General features: G+C 70.3%; 16 protein-coding genes. 8 read left to right on the top strand and 8 right to left on the bottom strand.

Annotated features, from left to right (window positions below; all coding sequences use genetic code 11):
- Nucleotides 1-22: 22 nt before the first annotated feature.
- The 5 genes from ACZ60Q_RS15390 to ACZ60Q_RS15370 all read right to left on the bottom strand — a co-directional run bounded on the left by ACZ60Q_RS15390 (nucleotide 23) and on the right by ACZ60Q_RS15370 (nucleotide 5,855).
- Nucleotides 23-826, bottom strand: a complete 804-nt coding sequence (locus tag ACZ60Q_RS15390; RefSeq protein WP_469633655.1) for an ABC transporter permease — start codon at nucleotides 824-826, stop codon at nucleotides 23-25.
- Nucleotides 826-1,767 carry an ABC transporter permease gene (locus ACZ60Q_RS15385; RefSeq protein ID WP_469633652.1) on the bottom strand — a complete coding sequence of 314 codons (942 nt, stop codon included), beginning with the start codon at nucleotides 1,765-1,767 and terminating at the stop codon, nucleotides 826-828. Before ACZ60Q_RS15385 ends, ACZ60Q_RS15390 begins: the two co-directional genes overlap by 1 nt.
- Nucleotides 1,764-2,915 carry an ABC transporter ATP-binding protein gene (locus ACZ60Q_RS15380; protein WP_469633649.1) on the bottom strand — a complete coding sequence of 384 codons (1,152 nt, stop codon included), beginning with the start codon at nucleotides 2,913-2,915 and terminating at the stop codon, nucleotides 1,764-1,766. Before ACZ60Q_RS15380 ends, ACZ60Q_RS15385 begins: the two co-directional genes overlap by 4 nt.
- Nucleotides 2,916-3,019: 104 nt before the next feature.
- Nucleotides 3,020-4,267, bottom strand: a complete 1,248-nt coding sequence (locus ACZ60Q_RS15375; protein ID WP_469633646.1) for an ABC transporter substrate-binding protein — start codon at nucleotides 4,265-4,267, stop codon at nucleotides 3,020-3,022.
- A 73-nt stretch (nucleotides 4,268-4,340) separates the two neighbouring features.
- Nucleotides 4,341-5,855 carry a gamma-aminobutyraldehyde dehydrogenase gene (locus ACZ60Q_RS15370; RefSeq protein ID WP_469633643.1) on the bottom strand — a complete coding sequence of 505 codons (1,515 nt, stop codon included), beginning with the start codon at nucleotides 5,853-5,855 and terminating at the stop codon, nucleotides 4,341-4,343.
- Nucleotides 5,856-6,062: 207 nt separating this feature from the next.
- Between ACZ60Q_RS15370 and ACZ60Q_RS15365 the strand changes: the two genes are divergently transcribed.
- Nucleotides 6,063-6,620 carry an NADAR family protein gene (locus ACZ60Q_RS15365; RefSeq protein ID WP_469633641.1) on the top strand — a complete coding sequence of 186 codons (558 nt, stop codon included), beginning with the start codon at nucleotides 6,063-6,065 and terminating at the stop codon, nucleotides 6,618-6,620.
- A 290-nt stretch (nucleotides 6,621-6,910) separates the two neighbouring features.
- Here the strand turns inward: ACZ60Q_RS15365 and ACZ60Q_RS15360 are convergent, their stop codons facing one another.
- Nucleotides 6,911-7,612, bottom strand: a complete 702-nt coding sequence (locus tag ACZ60Q_RS15360; RefSeq protein WP_469633639.1) for a DUF4190 domain-containing protein — start codon at nucleotides 7,610-7,612, stop codon at nucleotides 6,911-6,913.
- Nucleotides 7,613-7,732: 120 nt separating this feature from the next.
- Between ACZ60Q_RS15360 and ACZ60Q_RS15355 the strand changes: the two genes are divergently transcribed.
- The 3 genes from ACZ60Q_RS15355 to ACZ60Q_RS15345 all read left to right on the top strand — a co-directional run bounded on the left by ACZ60Q_RS15355 (nucleotide 7,733) and on the right by ACZ60Q_RS15345 (nucleotide 10,380).
- A complete protein-coding gene (locus ACZ60Q_RS15355) occupies nucleotides 7,733-8,767 on the top strand; it encodes an adenosine deaminase (protein ID WP_469633636.1) in 1,035 nt (344 codons plus the stop codon).
- A 22-nt stretch (nucleotides 8,768-8,789) separates the two neighbouring features.
- A complete protein-coding gene (locus tag ACZ60Q_RS15350) occupies nucleotides 8,790-9,503 on the top strand; it encodes a glycerophosphodiester phosphodiesterase (protein ID WP_469633632.1) in 714 nt (237 codons plus the stop codon).
- Between the two features lie 79 nt (nucleotides 9,504-9,582).
- Nucleotides 9,583-10,380, top strand: a complete 798-nt coding sequence (locus ACZ60Q_RS15345) for an SAM-dependent methyltransferase (protein WP_469633630.1) — start codon at nucleotides 9,583-9,585, stop codon at nucleotides 10,378-10,380.
- Between the two features lie 147 nt (nucleotides 10,381-10,527).
- On the opposite strand, the gene ACZ60Q_RS15340 is transcribed toward ACZ60Q_RS15345, so the two are convergent.
- Nucleotides 10,528-11,691, bottom strand: a complete 1,164-nt coding sequence (locus tag ACZ60Q_RS15340) for a polyamine ABC transporter substrate-binding protein (RefSeq protein WP_469633628.1) — start codon at nucleotides 11,689-11,691, stop codon at nucleotides 10,528-10,530.
- A 169-nt stretch (nucleotides 11,692-11,860) separates the two neighbouring features.
- Nucleotides 11,861-13,300 carry a gamma-aminobutyraldehyde dehydrogenase gene (locus tag ACZ60Q_RS15335; RefSeq protein WP_469633625.1) on the bottom strand — a complete coding sequence of 480 codons (1,440 nt, stop codon included), beginning with the start codon at nucleotides 13,298-13,300 and terminating at the stop codon, nucleotides 11,861-11,863.
- Between the two features lie 177 nt (nucleotides 13,301-13,477).
- On the opposite strand from ACZ60Q_RS15335, the gene ACZ60Q_RS15330 reads away from it, so the two are divergent.
- From ACZ60Q_RS15330 to ACZ60Q_RS15315, 4 genes are all read left to right on the top strand, one after another.
- Nucleotides 13,478-13,969, top strand: a complete 492-nt coding sequence (locus ACZ60Q_RS15330) for an Lrp/AsnC family transcriptional regulator (protein WP_469633622.1) — start codon at nucleotides 13,478-13,480, stop codon at nucleotides 13,967-13,969.
- Complete coding sequence (locus ACZ60Q_RS15325) at nucleotides 13,954-15,333, top strand: aspartate aminotransferase family protein (protein ID WP_469633619.1); 1,380 nt, start codon at nucleotides 13,954-13,956, stop codon at nucleotides 15,331-15,333. Before ACZ60Q_RS15330 ends, ACZ60Q_RS15325 begins: the two co-directional genes overlap by 16 nt.
- 215 nt (nucleotides 15,334-15,548) lie before the next feature.
- Nucleotides 15,549-16,286, top strand: coding sequence for an ABC transporter ATP-binding protein (locus tag ACZ60Q_RS15320; protein WP_469633616.1), 738 nt, complete (start codon nucleotides 15,549-15,551; stop codon nucleotides 16,284-16,286).
- A complete protein-coding gene (locus tag ACZ60Q_RS15315) occupies nucleotides 16,268-17,428 on the top strand; it encodes a hypothetical protein (RefSeq protein WP_469633614.1) in 1,161 nt (386 codons plus the stop codon). The genes ACZ60Q_RS15320 and ACZ60Q_RS15315 overlap by 19 nt, the downstream gene beginning before the upstream one ends.

The following is a 17,428-nucleotide window of genomic DNA, read 5'->3' as shown; positions in this document are numbered from 1 at the left end:
GTTTCCAACTCCTTCAGGACTTTCAGGGTCGAGCGTTGTTCTTCCGTCGGCCGGCGATGACCTGGCCGACGAGAACCACCGATATCGCCATGATGAACATGGCGGTACCGATGACGTTGATCTGCACGGGTGTGCCGCGCTGTGCCGACCCCCAGACGAACATGGGGAAGGTGACGGTGGAGCCCGCGTTGAAATTCGTGATGATGAAATCATCGAACGAGAGTGCGAAGGCGAGCAGTGCTCCCGCCGCGATTCCCGGGGCCGCGATGGGGAGGGTCACCCGTACGAAGGTCTGCACGGGGCCCGCGTACAGGTCGCGGGCGGCTTCCTCCAGTCTCGGGTCCATCGACATGACGCGCGCCTTGACGGCGGTCACCACGAAGCTGAGGCAGAACATGATGTGCGCGATCAGCACGGTCCAGAAGCCGAGCTGGGCGCCCATGTTCAGGAACAGCGTGAGCAGGGAAGCGGCCATGACGACCTCGGGCATCGCCATCGGCAGAAAGATCAGCGAGTTGATCGCGCCGCGCGCCCGGAAGCGGTAGCGGACCAGCGCGAACGCGATCATCGTGCCGAGCGCGGTCGCCCCGAGGGTCGCCCAGAAGGCGATCTGGAGCGAGAGGGAGAGCGAGCCGCACAGGTCGGCGACGCCGCACGGGTCCTTCCAGGCGTCCAGCGAGAACCGCTGCCAGGCGTAGTTGAAACGCCCGTTGGGCTTGTTGAACGAGAACACCATCACGACGATGTTCGGCAGGATCATGTACGCGAGGGTCAGCAGACCAGCGATGACGACCAGGTTCCGGCGTATCCAGCGCAGTACGGGCATCAGACCAGGTCCTCCGTCCCGGAGCGGCGGATGTAGAAGGTGACCGCCAGCAGGACGATCGCCATCAGGATGAAGGAGAGCGCGGCGGCCGTCGGATAGTCCAGCACCCGCAGGAACTGACTCTGGATGACGCTGCCGACCATCTTGGTGTCGGTGGAGCCGAGGAGTTCCGCGTTGACGTAGTCGCCGCTGGCCGGGATGAACGTCAGCAGGGTGCCGGAGACGACGCCGGGCATGGAGAGCGGGAACGTCACCTTGCGGAAGGTGGTGGCGGGGGTGGCGTAGAGGTCGCCCGCCGCCTCGTGCAGCCGGCCGTCGATCCGCTCGAGCGAGGTGTAGAGCGGCAGGATCATGAACGGCAGGAAGTTGTACGTGAGGCCGCAGACGACGGCCATCGGGGTGGCCAGGACCCGGTTGGACTCGGTCCAGCCGAGCCAACTGGTGACGTCCAGTACGTGCAGGGTGTTCAGCACGTCCACGACCGCGCCGCCGTCGGCGAGGATCGTCTTCCACGCCAGCGTACGGATGAGGAAGCTGGTGAAGAACGGGGCGATGACCAGGACGAGCACCAGGTTGCGCCAGCGGCCCGCCTTGAAGGCGATGAGGTAGGCGAGCGGGTAGCCCAGCAGCAGGCACAGGATCGTGGCGGTGCCCGCGTACAGCAGGGACCGGATGAACTGGGGGTAGTACTCGCGCAGCGCGTCCACGTACGTCGGGAAGTGCCAGGTGACCTCGAAGCCCTGCTCCAGGGAGCCGGTCTGTACGGAGGTGGAGGCCTGGTAGACGAGCGGCAGGGCGAAGAAGACGGCCAGCCAGAGGATGCCGGGGAGCAGCAGCCAGTACGGGATGAGCCGTTTGCGGGTGGAGGGCTTGCGGAGCCTTGGTTCCGTGGGCTCCTCCGGCTGCGAAGGAGGCGCGGGCGGCGCCTCGGTGAGGCTCACGCCGCGTCCTCCACGCTCTCCACGCCGGCGTCGATGTCCTGGTCGGCGTCGAGTCCGAAGGTGTGGGCGGGGTTCCAGTGCAGGACGACCTCGGCGCCGGGAAGGAGGCGCGTGTCCCTTTCGATGTTCTGCTCGTACACCTGGAGCGACGTGCCCGCCGGGCTCTCGACCACGTACTGGGTGGAGACGCCGATGAAGCTGGAGTCGACGATGCGGCCGGTGACGCGGTTGCGGCCGGCGGCTATGGAGTCCGCGTCGTCCGCGTGGGCCAGGGAAATCTTCTCGGGCCGGATACCGAGGAGGAGCCGGCCGCCGTCGGCCGTGGGGGCGGAACATCGCTCGCGGGGCAGGGTCAGCTTGCCGCCGCCGGCGGCCACCACCAGATCGGCTCCCCTGGAGAGGATCTCGCCCTCGATGAGGTTGGAGGTGCCGAGGAAGTTGGCGACGAAGGTGGTGCGCGGGTTCTCGTAGAGGTCGGCGGGCGCGCCGAGTTGCTCGACGCGGCCCCCGTTCATCACCGCGACGGTGTCGGCCATGGTCATGGCCTCCTCCTGGTCGTGGGTGACGTGCACGAAGGTGATACCGACCTCGGTCTGGATCCGCTTGAGCTCCAGCTGCATCTGACGGCGGAGCTTGAGGTCGAGGGCGCCGAGCGGTTCGTCGAGCAGCAGGACCTGCGGGTGGTTGATGAGCGCGCGGGCGACGGCGACGCGCTGCTGCTGGCCGCCGGAGAGCTGATGCGGTTTGCGGCGGGCGAAGTCGCCGAGCTGGACCAGCTCCAGCATGTCCTCGACCTGCTTCTTCACCGACTTGATGCCGCGCCGCCGGAGCCCGAAGGCCACGTTCTCGGCGACGTCCAGGTGCGGGAAGAGCGCATAGCTCTGGAAGACGGTGTTGACGGGCCGCTTGTACGGGGGCAGGTCGGTGATGTCCTTCTCCCCGAGGAAGACCGTGCCGGTGGTGGCCTCCTCCAGGCCCGCGATCATCCGCAGGGTGGTGGTCTTGCCGCAGCCGGACGCGCCGAGCAGGGCGAAGAAGGAGCCTTGGGGCACGGTCAGGTCGAGCGGCTGCACGGCGGTGAAGGAGCCGTAGGTCTTGCTGATCCCGGCGAGGCGGACATCGCCGCCCGCGGTCTGCTGCTGTGTCATGGGTCGCAGTCCCAGTGTGTTCGGGGGAGTTCAGGGAAAGGGGTGACCTCGGGCGGGCCGGTCCGGGCCGCTGTCCCGCGGTGCGGCCGGCGGCGGATCCGGCCTCAGGCGCCGATGAGCTTGGCGAACTTCTCCTCGTACGCCGTCTCTTCCTCCGTGCTCAGGGAGCGGAAGGAGCGGGACTTCGCCGCCATCTCCTCGTCGGGGAGGATCAGCGTGTTGGAGGCCATCGACTCGTCGATCCTGGCGAGTTCTTCGCGTACGCCGTCGACCGGGCAGACGTAGTTGATGTACGCGGCGAGCCGGGCGGCGACCGGCGGCTCGTAGTAGTAGTCGATGAGCTTCTCGGCGTTGGTCCGGTGCCGGGCCTGCGCGGGGACCAGGAGGTTGTCGCTGGAGGTGATGTATCCGGCGGCCGGGATGGCGAACCTGATGTCCGGGTTGTCGGCCTGCAGCTGGATGATGTCCCCGGCCCAGCCGACGCAGGCGGCGATGTCGCCCTTGCTGAGGTCGGCCGTGTAGTCGTTGCCGGTGAAGCGGCGGATCTGCTTCTTGTCGACGGCCTTCTGGAGACGGCCGAGGGCACCGTCGAAGTCGGTGTCGGTGAACTTCCCCGGGTCCTTGCCCTGGTCGAGGAGGGTCATGCCGATGGTGTCGCGCATCTCGGAGAGGAAGGAGACGCGGCCCTTGAGCTTCGGGTCGTCGAGCAGCTGGGTGACGGAGTCGACCTTGCGGCCGCCGGTCGCCTTCACGTTGTACGCGATGACGGTCGGGATGCCGGTCCAGGGATAGGAGTAGGCGCGGCCCGGGTCCCAGTCGGGGGTGCGGAACTGGGCGGAGACGTTCGCGAAGGCGTGCGGGAGGTTCGAGGGGTCGAGCTTCTGCGCCCAGCCGAGCCGGATGATGCGGGCGGCGAGCCAGTCGGTGACGCAGATGAGGTCGCGCCCGGTGTTCTGGCCGGCCGCGAGCTGCGGTTTGATCTTCCCGAAGAACTCGACGTTGTCGTTGATGTCCTCGGTGTACTTGACCCTGATCCCGGTGCGCTTGGTGAAGGCCTCCAGGGTGGGACGGCCCTTCCCGTCCTCACTGACGTCCATGTACTCGGTCCAGTTGGAGAAGGTGACCTCCCTCTCCTTGGCCGAGTGGTCGTCGGTGGCCCTGCCGGCGTCGGCTCGCCCGGCGGGCGGGATGCCGCACGCGCCGAGGGTGACCGCCCCGCCGAGCGCAAGGGCGCCCATGCCCCAGGCGCGCAGCAGGGAGCGGCGGGTGAGGGCGCCCCTGCCGCCGGCCAGGGATCGCCTCATGGCCGCCAGTTGGGCGGACGAGAGGCGCTCGGGCTCATAACTCTCCATACGCGTTTGCCCTTTCGGGTGGGAGGCCGCCGGGGCCTGTCGTCGTGGACGGGCCCCGATCGTGCGGCAGCTGCTATCGGTCCCCGAAGATCGTGCGGTGCCAGTCCTTGCGGGCGACCGCGGTGTTGTCGTACATGACGTGCTTGACCTGCGTGTACTCCTCGAAGGAGTACGCCGACATGTCCTTGCCGAAGCCGCTGGCCTTGTATCCGCCGTGCGGCATCTCGGACAGGATCGGAATGTGGTCGTTCACCCACACACAGCCCGCCTGGATCTCGCGGGTGGCGCGGTTCGCGCGGTACAGGTCGCGGGTCCAGGCGGAGGCGGCCAGTCCGTACGGGGTGTCGTTGGCGAGCGCGATGCCCTCGTCGTCGGTGTCGAAGGGCAGCACCACGAGGACGGGGCCGAAGATCTCCGACTGGACGATCTCGCTGTCCTGGGCGGCGCCCGCGACCAGGGTGGGCCGGTAGTACGCGCCGGCGGCGAGGTCACCGCCGGGGGCCTCGCCGCCGGTGACGACCTGGGCATAGCCGCGGGCCCGCTCGACGAAGGCGGCGACCCGGTCGCGTTGGGCGTGGCTGATCAAGGGGCCGAGGTCGGTGGCGGAATCGAACGGGTCGCCGAGCCGGACGGTCTCCATGAGCGCGGCGACGTCCCGGACGAAGGCGTCGTAGAGCGGGCGCTGGACGTAGGCGCGGGTGGCGGCGGTGCAGTCCTGGCCGGTGTTGATGAGGGAGCCGGCGACCGCGCCGTGGACGGCGGCCTCCAGATCGGCGTCGTCGAAGACCACGAAGGGGGCCTTGCCGCCGAGCTCCAGGTGGAGGCGCTTGACGGTGGCGGTGGCGATCTCCGCGACCCGCTTGCCGACGGCGGTGGAGCCGGTGAAGGAGGTCATCACGACGTCGGGGTGGCCGACGAGGTGCTCACCCGCCTCCTTGCCCGCACCGGTGACGATGTTGATGACGCCGTCGGGGATGCCCGCCTCGGTGGCGGCCTGGGCGAACATCAGCGAGGTGAGCGGGGTCGGCTCGGCGGGCTTGAGGACGATGGTGTTGCCCGCGGCGACGGCCGGGAGGACCTTCCAGGCGGCCATCTGGAGGGGGTAGTTCCAGGGGGCGATGGAGCCGACGACACCGATCGCCTCGCGGCGTACGTAGGAGGTGTGGTCGCCGTCGTACTCGGCGGCGGCCCTGCCCTCCAGGTGGCGTGCCGCGCCCGCGAAGAAGGCCGCGTTGTCGACGGTGCCGGGGACGTCGAACTCGGTGGAGAGCTTGATCGGCTTGCCGCACTGAAGGGACTCGGCGTACGCGAAGTCGTCCGCCTGCTCGGCGAGGACCGCGGCGAAGCGGTGCATCGCCTCGGAGCGTTCGCCGGGGGTCGCGCCGGACCAGCCGGGGAAGGCGGCGCGGGCGGCGGCGACAGCCGCGTCCACGTCCTCGGTGCCCGCCAGCTCGTAGCGGAGCACACTCTCGCCGGTCGCGGGGTTCACCACCTCGTGGTGGTGGCCGGACGTGCCGGGAAGCAGCTTGCCGCCGATGTACTGCGCACCTTCCGCGAAGCGGTCCTGAACCTGGAAGCCGTTGCTCATGACGCTCTCCTCCGCCGCTGTACCCGCTGGGCGGGGTCGGCGTAGCCTCTTCGTGAATTGATTGCCGATCCTGACAGAGGGGTTCACGCCCAACAAGTGATTCCGTTGTTGCCTTTTGGTTACGCGACGGAATCTGTCGACCATGTGTCGTGTCGGTGCGGAAATCCCCGTACGGAGTGTCAGTGGCGGATGCCACACTCACCTGCCATGAGATCGATCGATGAGCTTCTGGCGGACGTGGCGCAGGGCAAGCGGGTGAAGTACCTGCCGTTCTGGGGGCACCGGCCGCGCCCGGACGGGCGGGTGGGAGCGAGCTGTCTGAGCCAGTGGTGGCCGTCGCCGTTCACCGTGGACGGGGTCGCCTACGCCGGCGCGGAGCACTGGATGATGGCGGGCAAGGCGCGGCTCTTCGGCGACGCCGACGCGGAGCTCGCGGTGCTGTCGGCGAAGAGCCCGGCGGCGGCGAAGAAGGCGGGACGCCTGGTGCGCGGCTTCGACGAGGAGGTGTGGATACGGGAGCGGTTCGCCCTGGTGGTGGAAGGCAGCACGCACAAGTTCGGGCAGGACCCGGAGTTGGGCGGCTTCCTCCTGGGCACCGGGGACCGGGTGCTGGTGGAGGCGTCCCCGCTGGACCGGATCTGGGGCGTCGGGCTCACGGCGGACGACGAGCGGGTGGAGCGGCCGCAGCAGTGGCGGGGGCTGAATCTGCTGGGCTTCGCGCTGATGGAGGCCCGGGAGAGGCTGCGGGCGGGCGCGACGGTCTGAGGCGGTTCGGTTCCGGCACGGGGGCGTCCGGTGCGGCCCCGTGCGCAGGCGTCCGGGGCGGCTCCGGCACGGGGGCGTCCGTACGCAGGCCGTCCGAGCGCCTCCGGCACAGGGGTCTGAAGCGGTTCCGTACGGGGCGGCTCCCGTACGGGGCGTCCGGTGCGGCTCCCGTACGGGGCGGGGACCACCACCGATGCCCGGCCGGGCATCGGTGGTGGTCCCCGCCCGGCCGGCGGTGTGCGGCGCTCACGCCGACGGTGCTCAAGGCTGCCCCGAGTTACGGGACAGCTTCAGCGGCGGTCCTCGACGACCAGCGACGTGGCGAACGGGTCGTCGTAGGTGCCGTTGTAGTCGCTGTCACTGTCGGCGCTCGTCGCGGCCCAGATGATCATGCCGAGGAGCGCGGCGCCGACGACGATGCCGACGGAGCCGAGGATGACCCCGGCGAGCGCCATGCCCCGGTTGGTGGCCTCGCCGCGCTTGGCACGGCCGAGGCCGATGATGCCGAAGATCAGCGCGAGGATGCCGAGGATGATGTTGACGCCGTAGAGGCAGAAGCCGACCACCGAGATGATGCCGATCACCATCGCGGCCGTGCCCAGACCGTTGTTGGGCGCGGGAGCCCAACCGGCCGGACCCGCTCCGTAGGCGCCGTAGCCCGGGTAGCCGCCGTACGGCTGTGGGGGCGGAGCCGGGTAGCCGTAGTGCGCGGCGGCCGGCGGCGGGCCCGCGTGGCCGGGGCCGTTCGGGCCGATCGGCGGCGGCGGTACGTCCGAGGGTGCGGGCCCGAAACCTCCGGGCTGGGGTATCGGCCCGGTGCCGTCCCCCGCGGCCGGTCCGGCACTCGGCATCGACGTCACGGTCTGCTGGTCGTGGACCGCGGGCGGCGGTGGGTGCGCACCCGGCTTGCCCAGTTCCACCCTGCCGTCCGGCGGTGCCCACGGATCGCGCGGCGCGGCCCCGCCCCCGGGCTGCTCTGTGTTGTCTGACATGGGCCTCCCCCATCGTGGTCCCGTCATGCTACGGCCAGGTCCGACAGCCCGGGACGCCGCCTGCGATGATCGGTGCGGCCGGTACGCCCGGCCGACGTCACGCCGAACGGGAGATTTCCGATGACCGATCCGCATCCCTTCATCGCCGGGCTGCCCAAGGCCGAGCTCCATGTCCACCACGTCGGTTCGGCCTCGCCCCGGATCGTCGCGGAGCTGGCCGCCCACCACCCGGACTCCCAGGTCCCCACCGACCCGGAGGCGCTGGCCGACTACTTCACCTTCACCGACTTCGCGCACTTCATCGAGGTCTACCTCTCGGTGGTGGACCTGGTGCGCACCCCCGAGGACGTCCGGCTGCTCACCTTCGAGGTGGCGCGGGACATGGCCCGCCAGAACATCCGGTACGCGGAGCTGACCGTGACGCCGTACAGCTCGACCCGCCGGGGCATCCCCGAGGCCGCGTTCATGGAGGCCCTGGAGGACGCCCGCCGGGCGGCCGAGGCCGAGCTGGGCGTCGTCCTGCGCTGGTGCTTCGACATTCCGGGCGAGGCCGGGCTCCGGTCCGCCGAGGAGACCCTTCGGCTCGCGGTGGAGCACCGGCCCGAGGGGCTCGTCTCCTTCGGCCTCGGCGGACCGGAGATCGGGGTGGACCGCCCCCAGTTCAAGCCGTACTTCGACCGGGCCATCGCCGAGGGCCTGCACTCGGTGCCGCACGCCGGGGAGACCACAGGACCGCGGACGATCTGGGACGCCCTGACCGCGCTGCGCGCCGAGCGCATCGGCCACGGAACCAGCTCCGTCCAGGACCCGAAGCTGCTGGAGCACCTCGCCGAGCACCGGATCGCCCTGGAGGTCTGCCCGACGTCGAACATCGCCACCCGCGCGGTCACGGACATCGAGCTGCACCCGATCCGGGAGATGGTGGCGGCGGGCGTGCTGGTGACCGTCAACAGCGACGACCCGCCGATGTTCGGCACCGACCTCAACAACGAGTACGCGGTGGCCGCCCGGCTGCTGGAACTCGACGAGCGGGGCATCGCGGAGCTCGCGAAGAACGCCGTGGAGGCCTCGTTCCTCGACCCGGCGGGCAAGCGGAGGCTGGCCGAGGAGATCGACACGTACACGACGAACTGGCTCCGGGCTCCCGGCCGCTGACCCGGTCGTCGACAATGGCCCCATGGCCAACACCGTCACCGGCGTCACCGCGGTAGGACACCGCGGCGACCCCTACGTCGCCCGCGAGAACACCCTGCCCTCGATCCTCTCCGCCCTCGAACGAGGGGCGGACGCGGTCGAGATCGATGTGCGGGTGACCCGCGACGGGGTGCCCGTCCTGCTGCACGACGCGACGCTGGAGCGGCTGTGGGGCCACGACCGGCGGCTGGACCGGCTGGACCACGTGGAGCTGAAGGAGTTGACGGGCGGCGGGGTGCCCACGCTCCGCGAGGCGCTGCTCGCCGTCGGGGCGCACCGGGTGATGGTGGACCTGCCCGGCTCCACGGACGCCTCGGTGAAGAGGATCGTCGGGACGGTCCGGGAGTGCGGGGCGGGCGAGCGGGCCTACTACTGCGCGAGCGCGGACGCGATGCTGCGGGTGCGCGCCGCCGATCCGTCCGCCGAGATCGCCCTGACCTGGACCACCCTGGCCCCGCCGCGTCCGGAGTTGCTGGCCGCGGTGAAGCCGCGCTGGCTGAACTACCGCTTCGGCCTGGTGAGCCGGGAGCTGACGGACCGGGCGCACCGGGACGGGCTGCTCGTCTCCGCGTGGACGGCCGACACGAGGCGCACGATGCGCCGGCTGATCGATCGGGGCGTCGACTCGATCACCACCAACCGGATCGACACGCTTCACCGGCTGCTGGCCAACTCGCCCGGACGCGGCGGCTCTTGATCGGTCGGGCATGATGGGAACCCCGCACCGCCCGCCGCCGCCCCGGGCGCCGGGCCCTGGGCATATAGGAGCAGCTGTGATGGACCCCCGACCGCAGGCGGCCACCGCCCGGATACGTTCCGACGTCGCGCACAACGCCCGGGTGTGGAACTACTGGCTGGGCGGCAAGGACAACTACCCGGTGGACCGGGCGGTGGGCGACCGGGTGACCGGGATGTACCCGAGCATCGGTGAAGTGGCGCGCGCGGACCGGGCGTTCCTCGGCCGCGCGGTGCGTCATCTGGCCGGTGACGTGGGAATCGACCAGTTCCTCGACATCGGCACCGGGCTGCCGACCGGGAACAACACCCACGAGATCGCCCAGCACACCGCGCCGCACGCGCGCATCGTGTACGTGGACAACGATCCGATCGTGCTGGCCCACGCCCGTGCCCTGCTGACCAGTTCGCTGGAAGGCGTGACCGAGTACGTCGACGCGGACGCGCACCGCCCGGAGCAGATCCTGCGGGCCGCCGGGACCACTCTGGACCTGGGGCGGCCGGTCGCGGTGATGATGCTCGGCATCCTGAACTTCGTGCTGGACACGGACGAGGCGCGGTCCATCGTCCGGACGCTGGTGGCGGCCGTGCCGTCGGGCAGCCATCTGGTGCTGACCCACCCGACGCTGGAGCTGGGGGGCGAGGGCAACGAGGCGGCGATGCGCTTCTGGAACGAGAACGCCACACCGCCCATCACCGCCCGCAGCAGGGAGGAGTTCGCCGGTTTCCTGGACGGTCTGGAGATCCTGGAGCCGGGGATCGTCTCCTGTTCCCGCTGGCGTACGAATCCGCGGAAGCCGGAAGTGGCCCAGTTCGGGGTGGTGGCCAGGAAGCCCTGATCCCGTGGCGCTCCTGGCGCGGGCGCGCGCCGGGGCCGGGGCCCGCGCCGGGGCCGGGGCCGGGGCCCGGGCCGGGGCCGGGGCCGGGGCCCGGGCCGGGGTCTCGGTGGCCGCCGGCTCCCGTGTCCGAGGACGCCTCTTCGAGCCTCATAGGCCGACGATGGAGTTCCACCGCTTGGCGAACCCCATGCGTTCCTCGGAGGTGATGTCGCGTGCGATGGCGAGCCGCTCGCGCATCGCGTCGTCGGGGAAGATCAGCGGATCCTCGGCGAGCGCGGCCGTCTCCTCGTCCTTGGCGGAGGCCAGGACGTCGCGGGCGGCGGGCACGGGGCAGACGTAGTTGACCCAGCGGGCGAGTTCGGCGGCGACCTCGGGGTCGTAGTAGTGGTCCACCAGGCGTTCCGCGTTGCGCTTGTGGCGGGCGAGGTTGGGAATCATCAGGGACTCCGCCCACAGCTCGGCTCCCTCCTCGGGGACGACGAACGCGATGTCGGGATTGTCGGCCTGGAGCTGGATGACATCACCGGAGTACGCCTGGCAGGCGAGCACGTCGCCGGTGGCGAGGTCCTTGATGTAGTCGTTGCCGGTGAAGCGGCGAATGTGCTTCGAGCGGACCCGCTTCTCCGTCTGCTCGCAGATCTCGTGGAAGTCGTCGGCCGTCCAGCGGGTGATGTCGACGCCGTTGCCCTGCATCAGCAGCGCGAACGACTCGTCGAGCCCGGAGAGCAGGGTGACCCGGCCGCGCAGGTCATCCGCCCACAGCTCGCTCGTGGACCGGATCTCGCGGCCGAGCTTCTCGCGGTTGTACGCGATGCCGGTGATCCCGGACTGCCAGGGGACGCTGTGGAGCCGCCCTTCGTCGAAGGCGGGGTCCCGCAGCTGCGGGTCCAGGTACTTGGCGACGTTGGGCTGCTTGGCGCGGTCCATCTCCTGGACCCAGCCGAGCCGGACGAAGCGGGCCGCCATCCAGTCGCTGACGACGATCAGGTCCCGGCCGGTCTGCTGGTGGTTCATCAGCGCGGGGCTGATCTTCCCGAAGAACTCGTCGTTGTCGTTGATCTCCTCGGTGTACGTGACCGAGATACCGGTCCGCTGCGAGAAGGCGTCCAGGGTGGGCCGCTTGGACTCGTTGTCGTCGTCGGTGTCGATGTAGAGCGGCCAGTTGGCGAAATGCAGGGTGTGATCGGTGGCGGAGCTGTCGTGTCCGGCCCGGTCGCCGGGCTCGACGAAAGCCGCGGGCACCCCGCAGCCGGCCAGGGTGGCGCCGGCCGCTCCCGCCCCGAGGGTGCGCAGCAGGGACCGGCGGGACATGGGGTTCTTCCTGATCGCTCGCACCCGCGCAGAATGCCGGTCGGCGCTCGCGCGGACAATGGACCAAGCGTCCAGCGGGACGGCCCCGCCCCGCACACCTTGTACAGAGAGGCCTACGGAGACGGCCCCGGGCCGAAGCCCGGGGCCGTGCACCGCGTCAACGAGTCGGTCAGTCCTCGATGGACGTCATGACGTGCTTGATGCGGGTGTAGTCCTCGAAGCCGTACGCGGAGAGGTCCTTGCCGTAGCCGGACTTCTTGAACCCGCCGTGCGGCATCTCGGCGACCAGCGGGATGTGGGTGTTGATCCACACACAGCCGAAGTCGAGGTTCTTGGACATGCGCATGGCGCGGGAGTGGCTCGTCGTCCACACCGAGGAGGCGAGCGCGTAGTCGACACCGTTGGCGTACGCGAGGGCCTGCTGCTCATCGGTGAAGGACTGGACGGTGATGACGGGCCCGAAGACCTCGTTCTGGATGATCTCGTCGTCCTGCTTCAGGCCGGAGACGACGGTCGGGGCGTAGAAGTAACCCTTGTCGCCGACCCGGTGGCCGCCCGCCTCGACCTTGGCGTGGGCGGGGAGCCGCTCGATGAAGCCGCTGACCTGCTTCAGCTGGTTGGCGTTGTTGAGCGGGCCGTACGCCACGTCCTCGTCGTCCGGCTGCCCGGTCTTCGTGTCGGCGGCGGCCCTGGCGAGCGCGGCGGTGAACTCGTCGTGGATCGACTCGTGGACCAGCACGCGGGTGGCGGCCGTACAGTCCTGGCCCGCGTTGAAGAAGCCGGCCTCGGAGACGCCCGCGACCGTCTTGGCGATGTCGGCGTCGTCGAAGACCACGACGGGCGCCTTGCCGCCGAGCTCCAGGTGGACGCGCTTGACGTCCTTGGCCGCGGACTCGGCGACCTGCATGCCCGCCCGTACCGAACCGGTGATGGAGGCCATCGCGGGGGTCGGGTGCTCGACCATGGCACGGCCGGTGTCCCGGTCGCCGCACAGGACGTTGAAGACGCCCTTGGGCAGGATCTGGCCCATGATCTCGGCCATCAGCACGGTCGACGCCGGGGTGGTGTCGGACGGCTTGATGACGACCGTGTTGCCCGCGGCGAGCGCCGGGGCGAACTTCCAGACGGCCATCATCATCGGGTAGTTCCACGGCGCGACCTGCGCGCAGACACCGACCGGCTCGCGGCGGATGATGGAGGTCAGACCCTCCATGTACTCGCCGGCCGAGCGGCCTTCGAGGAGTCGTGCGGCCCCCGCGAAGAAGCGGATCTGGTCCACCATCGGCGGGAGCTCTTCACTGCGGGTCAGACCGAGCGGCTTGCCGGTGTTCTCCGACTCGGCGGCGATCAGGTCCTCGGCCCGCTCCTCGAACGCGTCCGCGATCTTCAGCAGGGCCTTCTGGCGCTCGGCGGGCGTGGTGTCGCGCCAAGCGGGGAAGGCCGCCGCGGCGGCCTCCATGGCGGCATCGACGTCGGCCTGGCCGGAGAGCGGCGAGGTCGCGTAGACCTCTTCCGTCACCGGGCTGACCACATCGATGGTCCGCCCGTCCGCGGCGTCCCGGAACTCTCCGTTGATGTAGTTGCGCAGACGGCGCACCTCGGTGGTCACAACCACCCCTCCTGTCGGCTGTCCGATGCGTGAGACGCCCACCCTAATCGTTCCGGTGACGCTTTCGACATACCCACTCACCCCTGACTTCGGATTCAGTCAGATTTAGGCACTCAGACAACGAATTTCATCGATCCAGGGTTGCGATACAGACGAAGAGCGGTGCATGGTGGGTACGTGGCCAGTCGCAGCGCAGACTCCAGGACCGGGAACGGATCGCCGCCCGCGGTCGATGCCGTCTCCCTCGCAATCATCGAGCAGCTTCAGGAGGACGGACGGCGTCCGTACGCCGCGATCGGCAAGGCCGTAGGCCTCTCCGAGGCGGCGGTGCGCCAGCGCGTCCAGAAGCTGCTCGACCAGGGCGTGATGCAGATCGTCGCCGTCACGGACCCCCTCACCGTGGGATTCCGGCGCCAGGCGATGGTCGGCATCAATGTCGAGGGCGACCTCGATCCGGTGGCCGAAGCCCTGTCGGCCATGGCCGAGTGCGAGTACGTGGTCGTGACCGCGGGCTCCTTCGACCTGATGGTGGAGATCGTCTGCGAGGACGACGACCACCTGCTGGAGACGATCAGCAAACGCATCCGGACCCTTCCCGGAGTGCGCTCCACCGAGAGCTTTGTCTACCTCAAGCTCAAGAAGCAGACCTATATGTGGGGAACCCGATAGCCGTGAGCAAGGACCTCAGCCGAACCGCGTACGACCACCTGTGGATGCACTTCACCCGCATGTCGGACTACGAGAACGCACCCGTTCCCACCATCGTGCGTGGCGAGGGAACGTACATCTTCGACGACAAGGGCAAGCGCTACCTGGACGGTCTCTCCGGCCTGTTCGTGGTCAACGCCGGCCACGGTCGTCACGAGCTCGCCGAGACTGCCTACAAGCAGGCCCAGGAGCTCGCGTTCTTCCCGGTGTGGTCCTACGCCCACCCGAAGGCCGTCGAGCTGGCCGAGCGTCTCGCCGACTACGCCCCGGGCGACCTCAACAAGGTCTTCTTCACCACCGGTGGCGGCGAGGCCGTCGAGACCGCCTGGAAGCTGGCCAAGCAGTACTTCAAGCTCAAGGGCCAGCCGACCAAGTACAAGGTCATCTCGCGTGCCGTCGCCTACCACGGCACCCCGCAGGGCGCGCTGTCCATCACCGGCCTCCCGGCCCTGAAGGCCCCCTTCGAGCCGCTGGTCCCCGGCGCGCACAAGGTGCCGAACACCAACATCTACCGCGCCCCGCTCTTCGGCGACGACCCGGTGGCCTTCGGCCGCTGGGCCGCCGACCAGATCGAGCAGGAGATCCTCTTCGAGGGCCCCGAGACCGTCGCGGCCGTCTTCCTGGAGCCCGTGCAGAACGCGGGCGGCTGCTTCCCGCCGCCGCCCGGCTACTTCCAGCGGGTCCGCGAGATCTGCGACAAGTACGACGTGCTGCTCGTCTCCGACGAGGTCATCTGCGCCTTCGGCCGGCTCGGCACCATCTTCGCCTGCGACAAGTTCGGCTACGTGCCGGACATGATCACCTGCGCGAAGGGTATGACCTCGGGCTACTCCCCGATCGGCGCCTGCGTCGTCTCGGACCGGATCGCGGAACCGTTCTACGAGGGCGACAACACCTTCCTGCACGGCTACACCTTCGGCGGCCACCCGGTCTCCGCCGCGGTGGGCCTCGCCAACCTCGACATCTTCGAGCGCGAGAACCTCACCCAGCACGTCCTGGACAACGAGAACGCCTTCCTGACGACGCTGCAGAAGCTGCACGACCTGCCGATCGTCGGCGACGTCCGCGGCAACGGGTACTTCTACGGCATCGAGCTGGTGAAGGACAAGGCCACCAAGGAGACGTTCACCGACGAGGAGACCGAGCGCGTCCTGTACGGCTTCCTCTCCAAGGCGCTGTACGAGAACGGCCTGTACTGCCGGGCCGACGACCGCGGCGACCCGGTCGTCCAGCTCGCCCCGCCGCTGATCTCCGACCAGTCGACGTTCGACGAGATCGAGGGCATTCTGCGGGCCGTCCTCACGGAGGCGTGGGCCAAGCTCTGACCGCCACCAGGTCCCCCGGCCGATAGCCGCCCAGCGGTCATTTCATCGGTCCACGCGGCCCGGATACGCCCCTTCGAGTGAGAAGGGGGTATCCGGGCCGCGCGCCGTGCGCCCACACCGGTCCGACTATCTACGGTGCCGAGTGACCGATCGGCCCCGTCTTCGTTCCCCCGTACGGGGGTACGGGAAATCTGACCTGAACCGAGGTGTACGCCATGGTGGCCCCGCCGGACAACGACGTGATCTGGGCGCGTTCCCTGCACCACTCCCACAACGGATCGCCCGGTCTCGGCGGTGTCTCCATCGGCGTCCGGGACGCCGAGATCCTCGCTGTGACCGGGCCGCGAGGCAGCGGGAAGACCACACTGCTGCACTGTCTCTCGGGCCGGCTGGTGCCCCAGCAGGGCGAGGTCTGGTTCAACAGCGCCCCCGTCCACACCATGGCCCCCCGGGTCCGCGAACAGCTGCGCCGGGAGCGGTTCGGCTGGATCGGCTCCGACCCGGAGCTGGTCCCGGAGCTGACCGTCTGGGAGAACACCGCGCTGCCGCTGCTGCTGCGCGGCGTCTCGCACCGGGCCGCCCGGAAGACCGCCACCGAGTGGCTGGAGCGCCTGGACATCGCCGCCTTCGCCCGGAAGCGGCCGCACACCCTGCTCCAGGCGCAGCGCCAGCGGATCTCCGTGGCGCGGGCCCTGGCCGCGCAGCCCACCGTGATCTTCGCCGACGAGCCCACCGCGACCCTGCACCGTGCGGACCGCACCCAGGTGCTGCGCACCCTGACCACGGCGGCCCGCTCGCACGGCATCACCGTCGTGCTGGCCACGCACGACGCCGAGGTCGCCGCGCTCGCCGACCGGGCCGTCCCGCTGCTGGACGGCCGCTGCGCCGCAGGCGTCACCCTGCCCACGAAACCGGAAGCGGAGGGCCGCGCGGCGTGCTCGCTCTCCGTCTAGCCCGCGGGTCCCATCCCCTCGTCCTGGTCCGGCGGCTGCTGGTGGCCGCCGCCTCGGCCGGCGTCGGGTTCCTCCTCCTGTGCGCCCTCGGGTACGCCGCCGCGCACCCCGCGTCCGCAGGTTCGGTGCTGCGGCTGCTGTGGTGCTTCGTCCCGCTGGCCGCCACCGTGCAGTTCGCCGTGGCGGTGGCCCGGACCGACCCGAGCACCCGGCCCCGGCCGGGCCTCTCCTCCATGGGCCTCGGCCCGGTGCGGCTCTCCGCGCTGGCCGCGGTCTCCACAGCCGTCTCCACCATGCTCGGCTCCATGGTGGCCCTGCTTTTCTTCCTTCATCTGCGCGGCGATCTGACCGGTCTGCCGTTCGACGGCGGCGCGGCGGAGTTCCTCGGCGCGGGCAGTCCGCTGCCGCTGGCCGCCGCGCTGATGCTGCTGGCGCTCGTGCCGGTGGCCGCGTCGGCGGCGAGCGCGCTGGCGCTGCGGTCGCGTCCCGATCCGGCCCGGGACAGCTTCGGCTCCGAGGAGCTGCCGGAGCCCGCGCCGGCCCCGGCCGGGCTCCCCTGGGGCGTGGCGCTGGTCGCGGCCGGCCTCGCCGTCGAGGCGGTCGCCTCACGGGGCGCGAGCGGCAACGCGTTCCCGCTGCCCGGCCGGTACGACTCCACCCCGGTGGCGGTGCTGATCGGGTGGACGCTCACCGCGGTCGGCATGGCGATGGCCGGACCCAGCGTGACCTATCTGTGCGGGAGGGCTCTCCAGGCGGTGCGCCCGGGGGCCGTACGGCTGCTGGCGGGGCGGGTCCTGATGAACGAGGCGCGCCGGATCGGCCGCCCGCTCGGGGTCGTCTGCGCGGTGCTGTCCGCGGCGATCGCCGCTTCGGCGCTGTACGGGGGCGGCGAGCGCCCCTACGGCCCGCTCACCGCACTCGGCGCGGTGCTGGTCCTCGGCTGTACGGCGGCGACGCTGCTGACCTCCGCCCTGGAGGCCAAGCACGCCCGCGCCCACACGGTCGAGGCGCTGCTCAGGATGGGCGCTCCGGCCGCCGTACTGCGCCGGGCGACGGCGCTGCGGGCGGGCGCGCTGCTGGCCCTGTTCGCCCCGCTGACGTGGGTGATCGCGCAGTTGGCGGCGCTTCCGCTGGCGAAGTGA

Source organism: Streptomyces sp. NPDC104313 (genome assembly GCF_055583985.1).
Note: the sequence above shows the minus strand (reverse complement) of the source record. Positions and strands in the feature narration are given on the sequence as shown.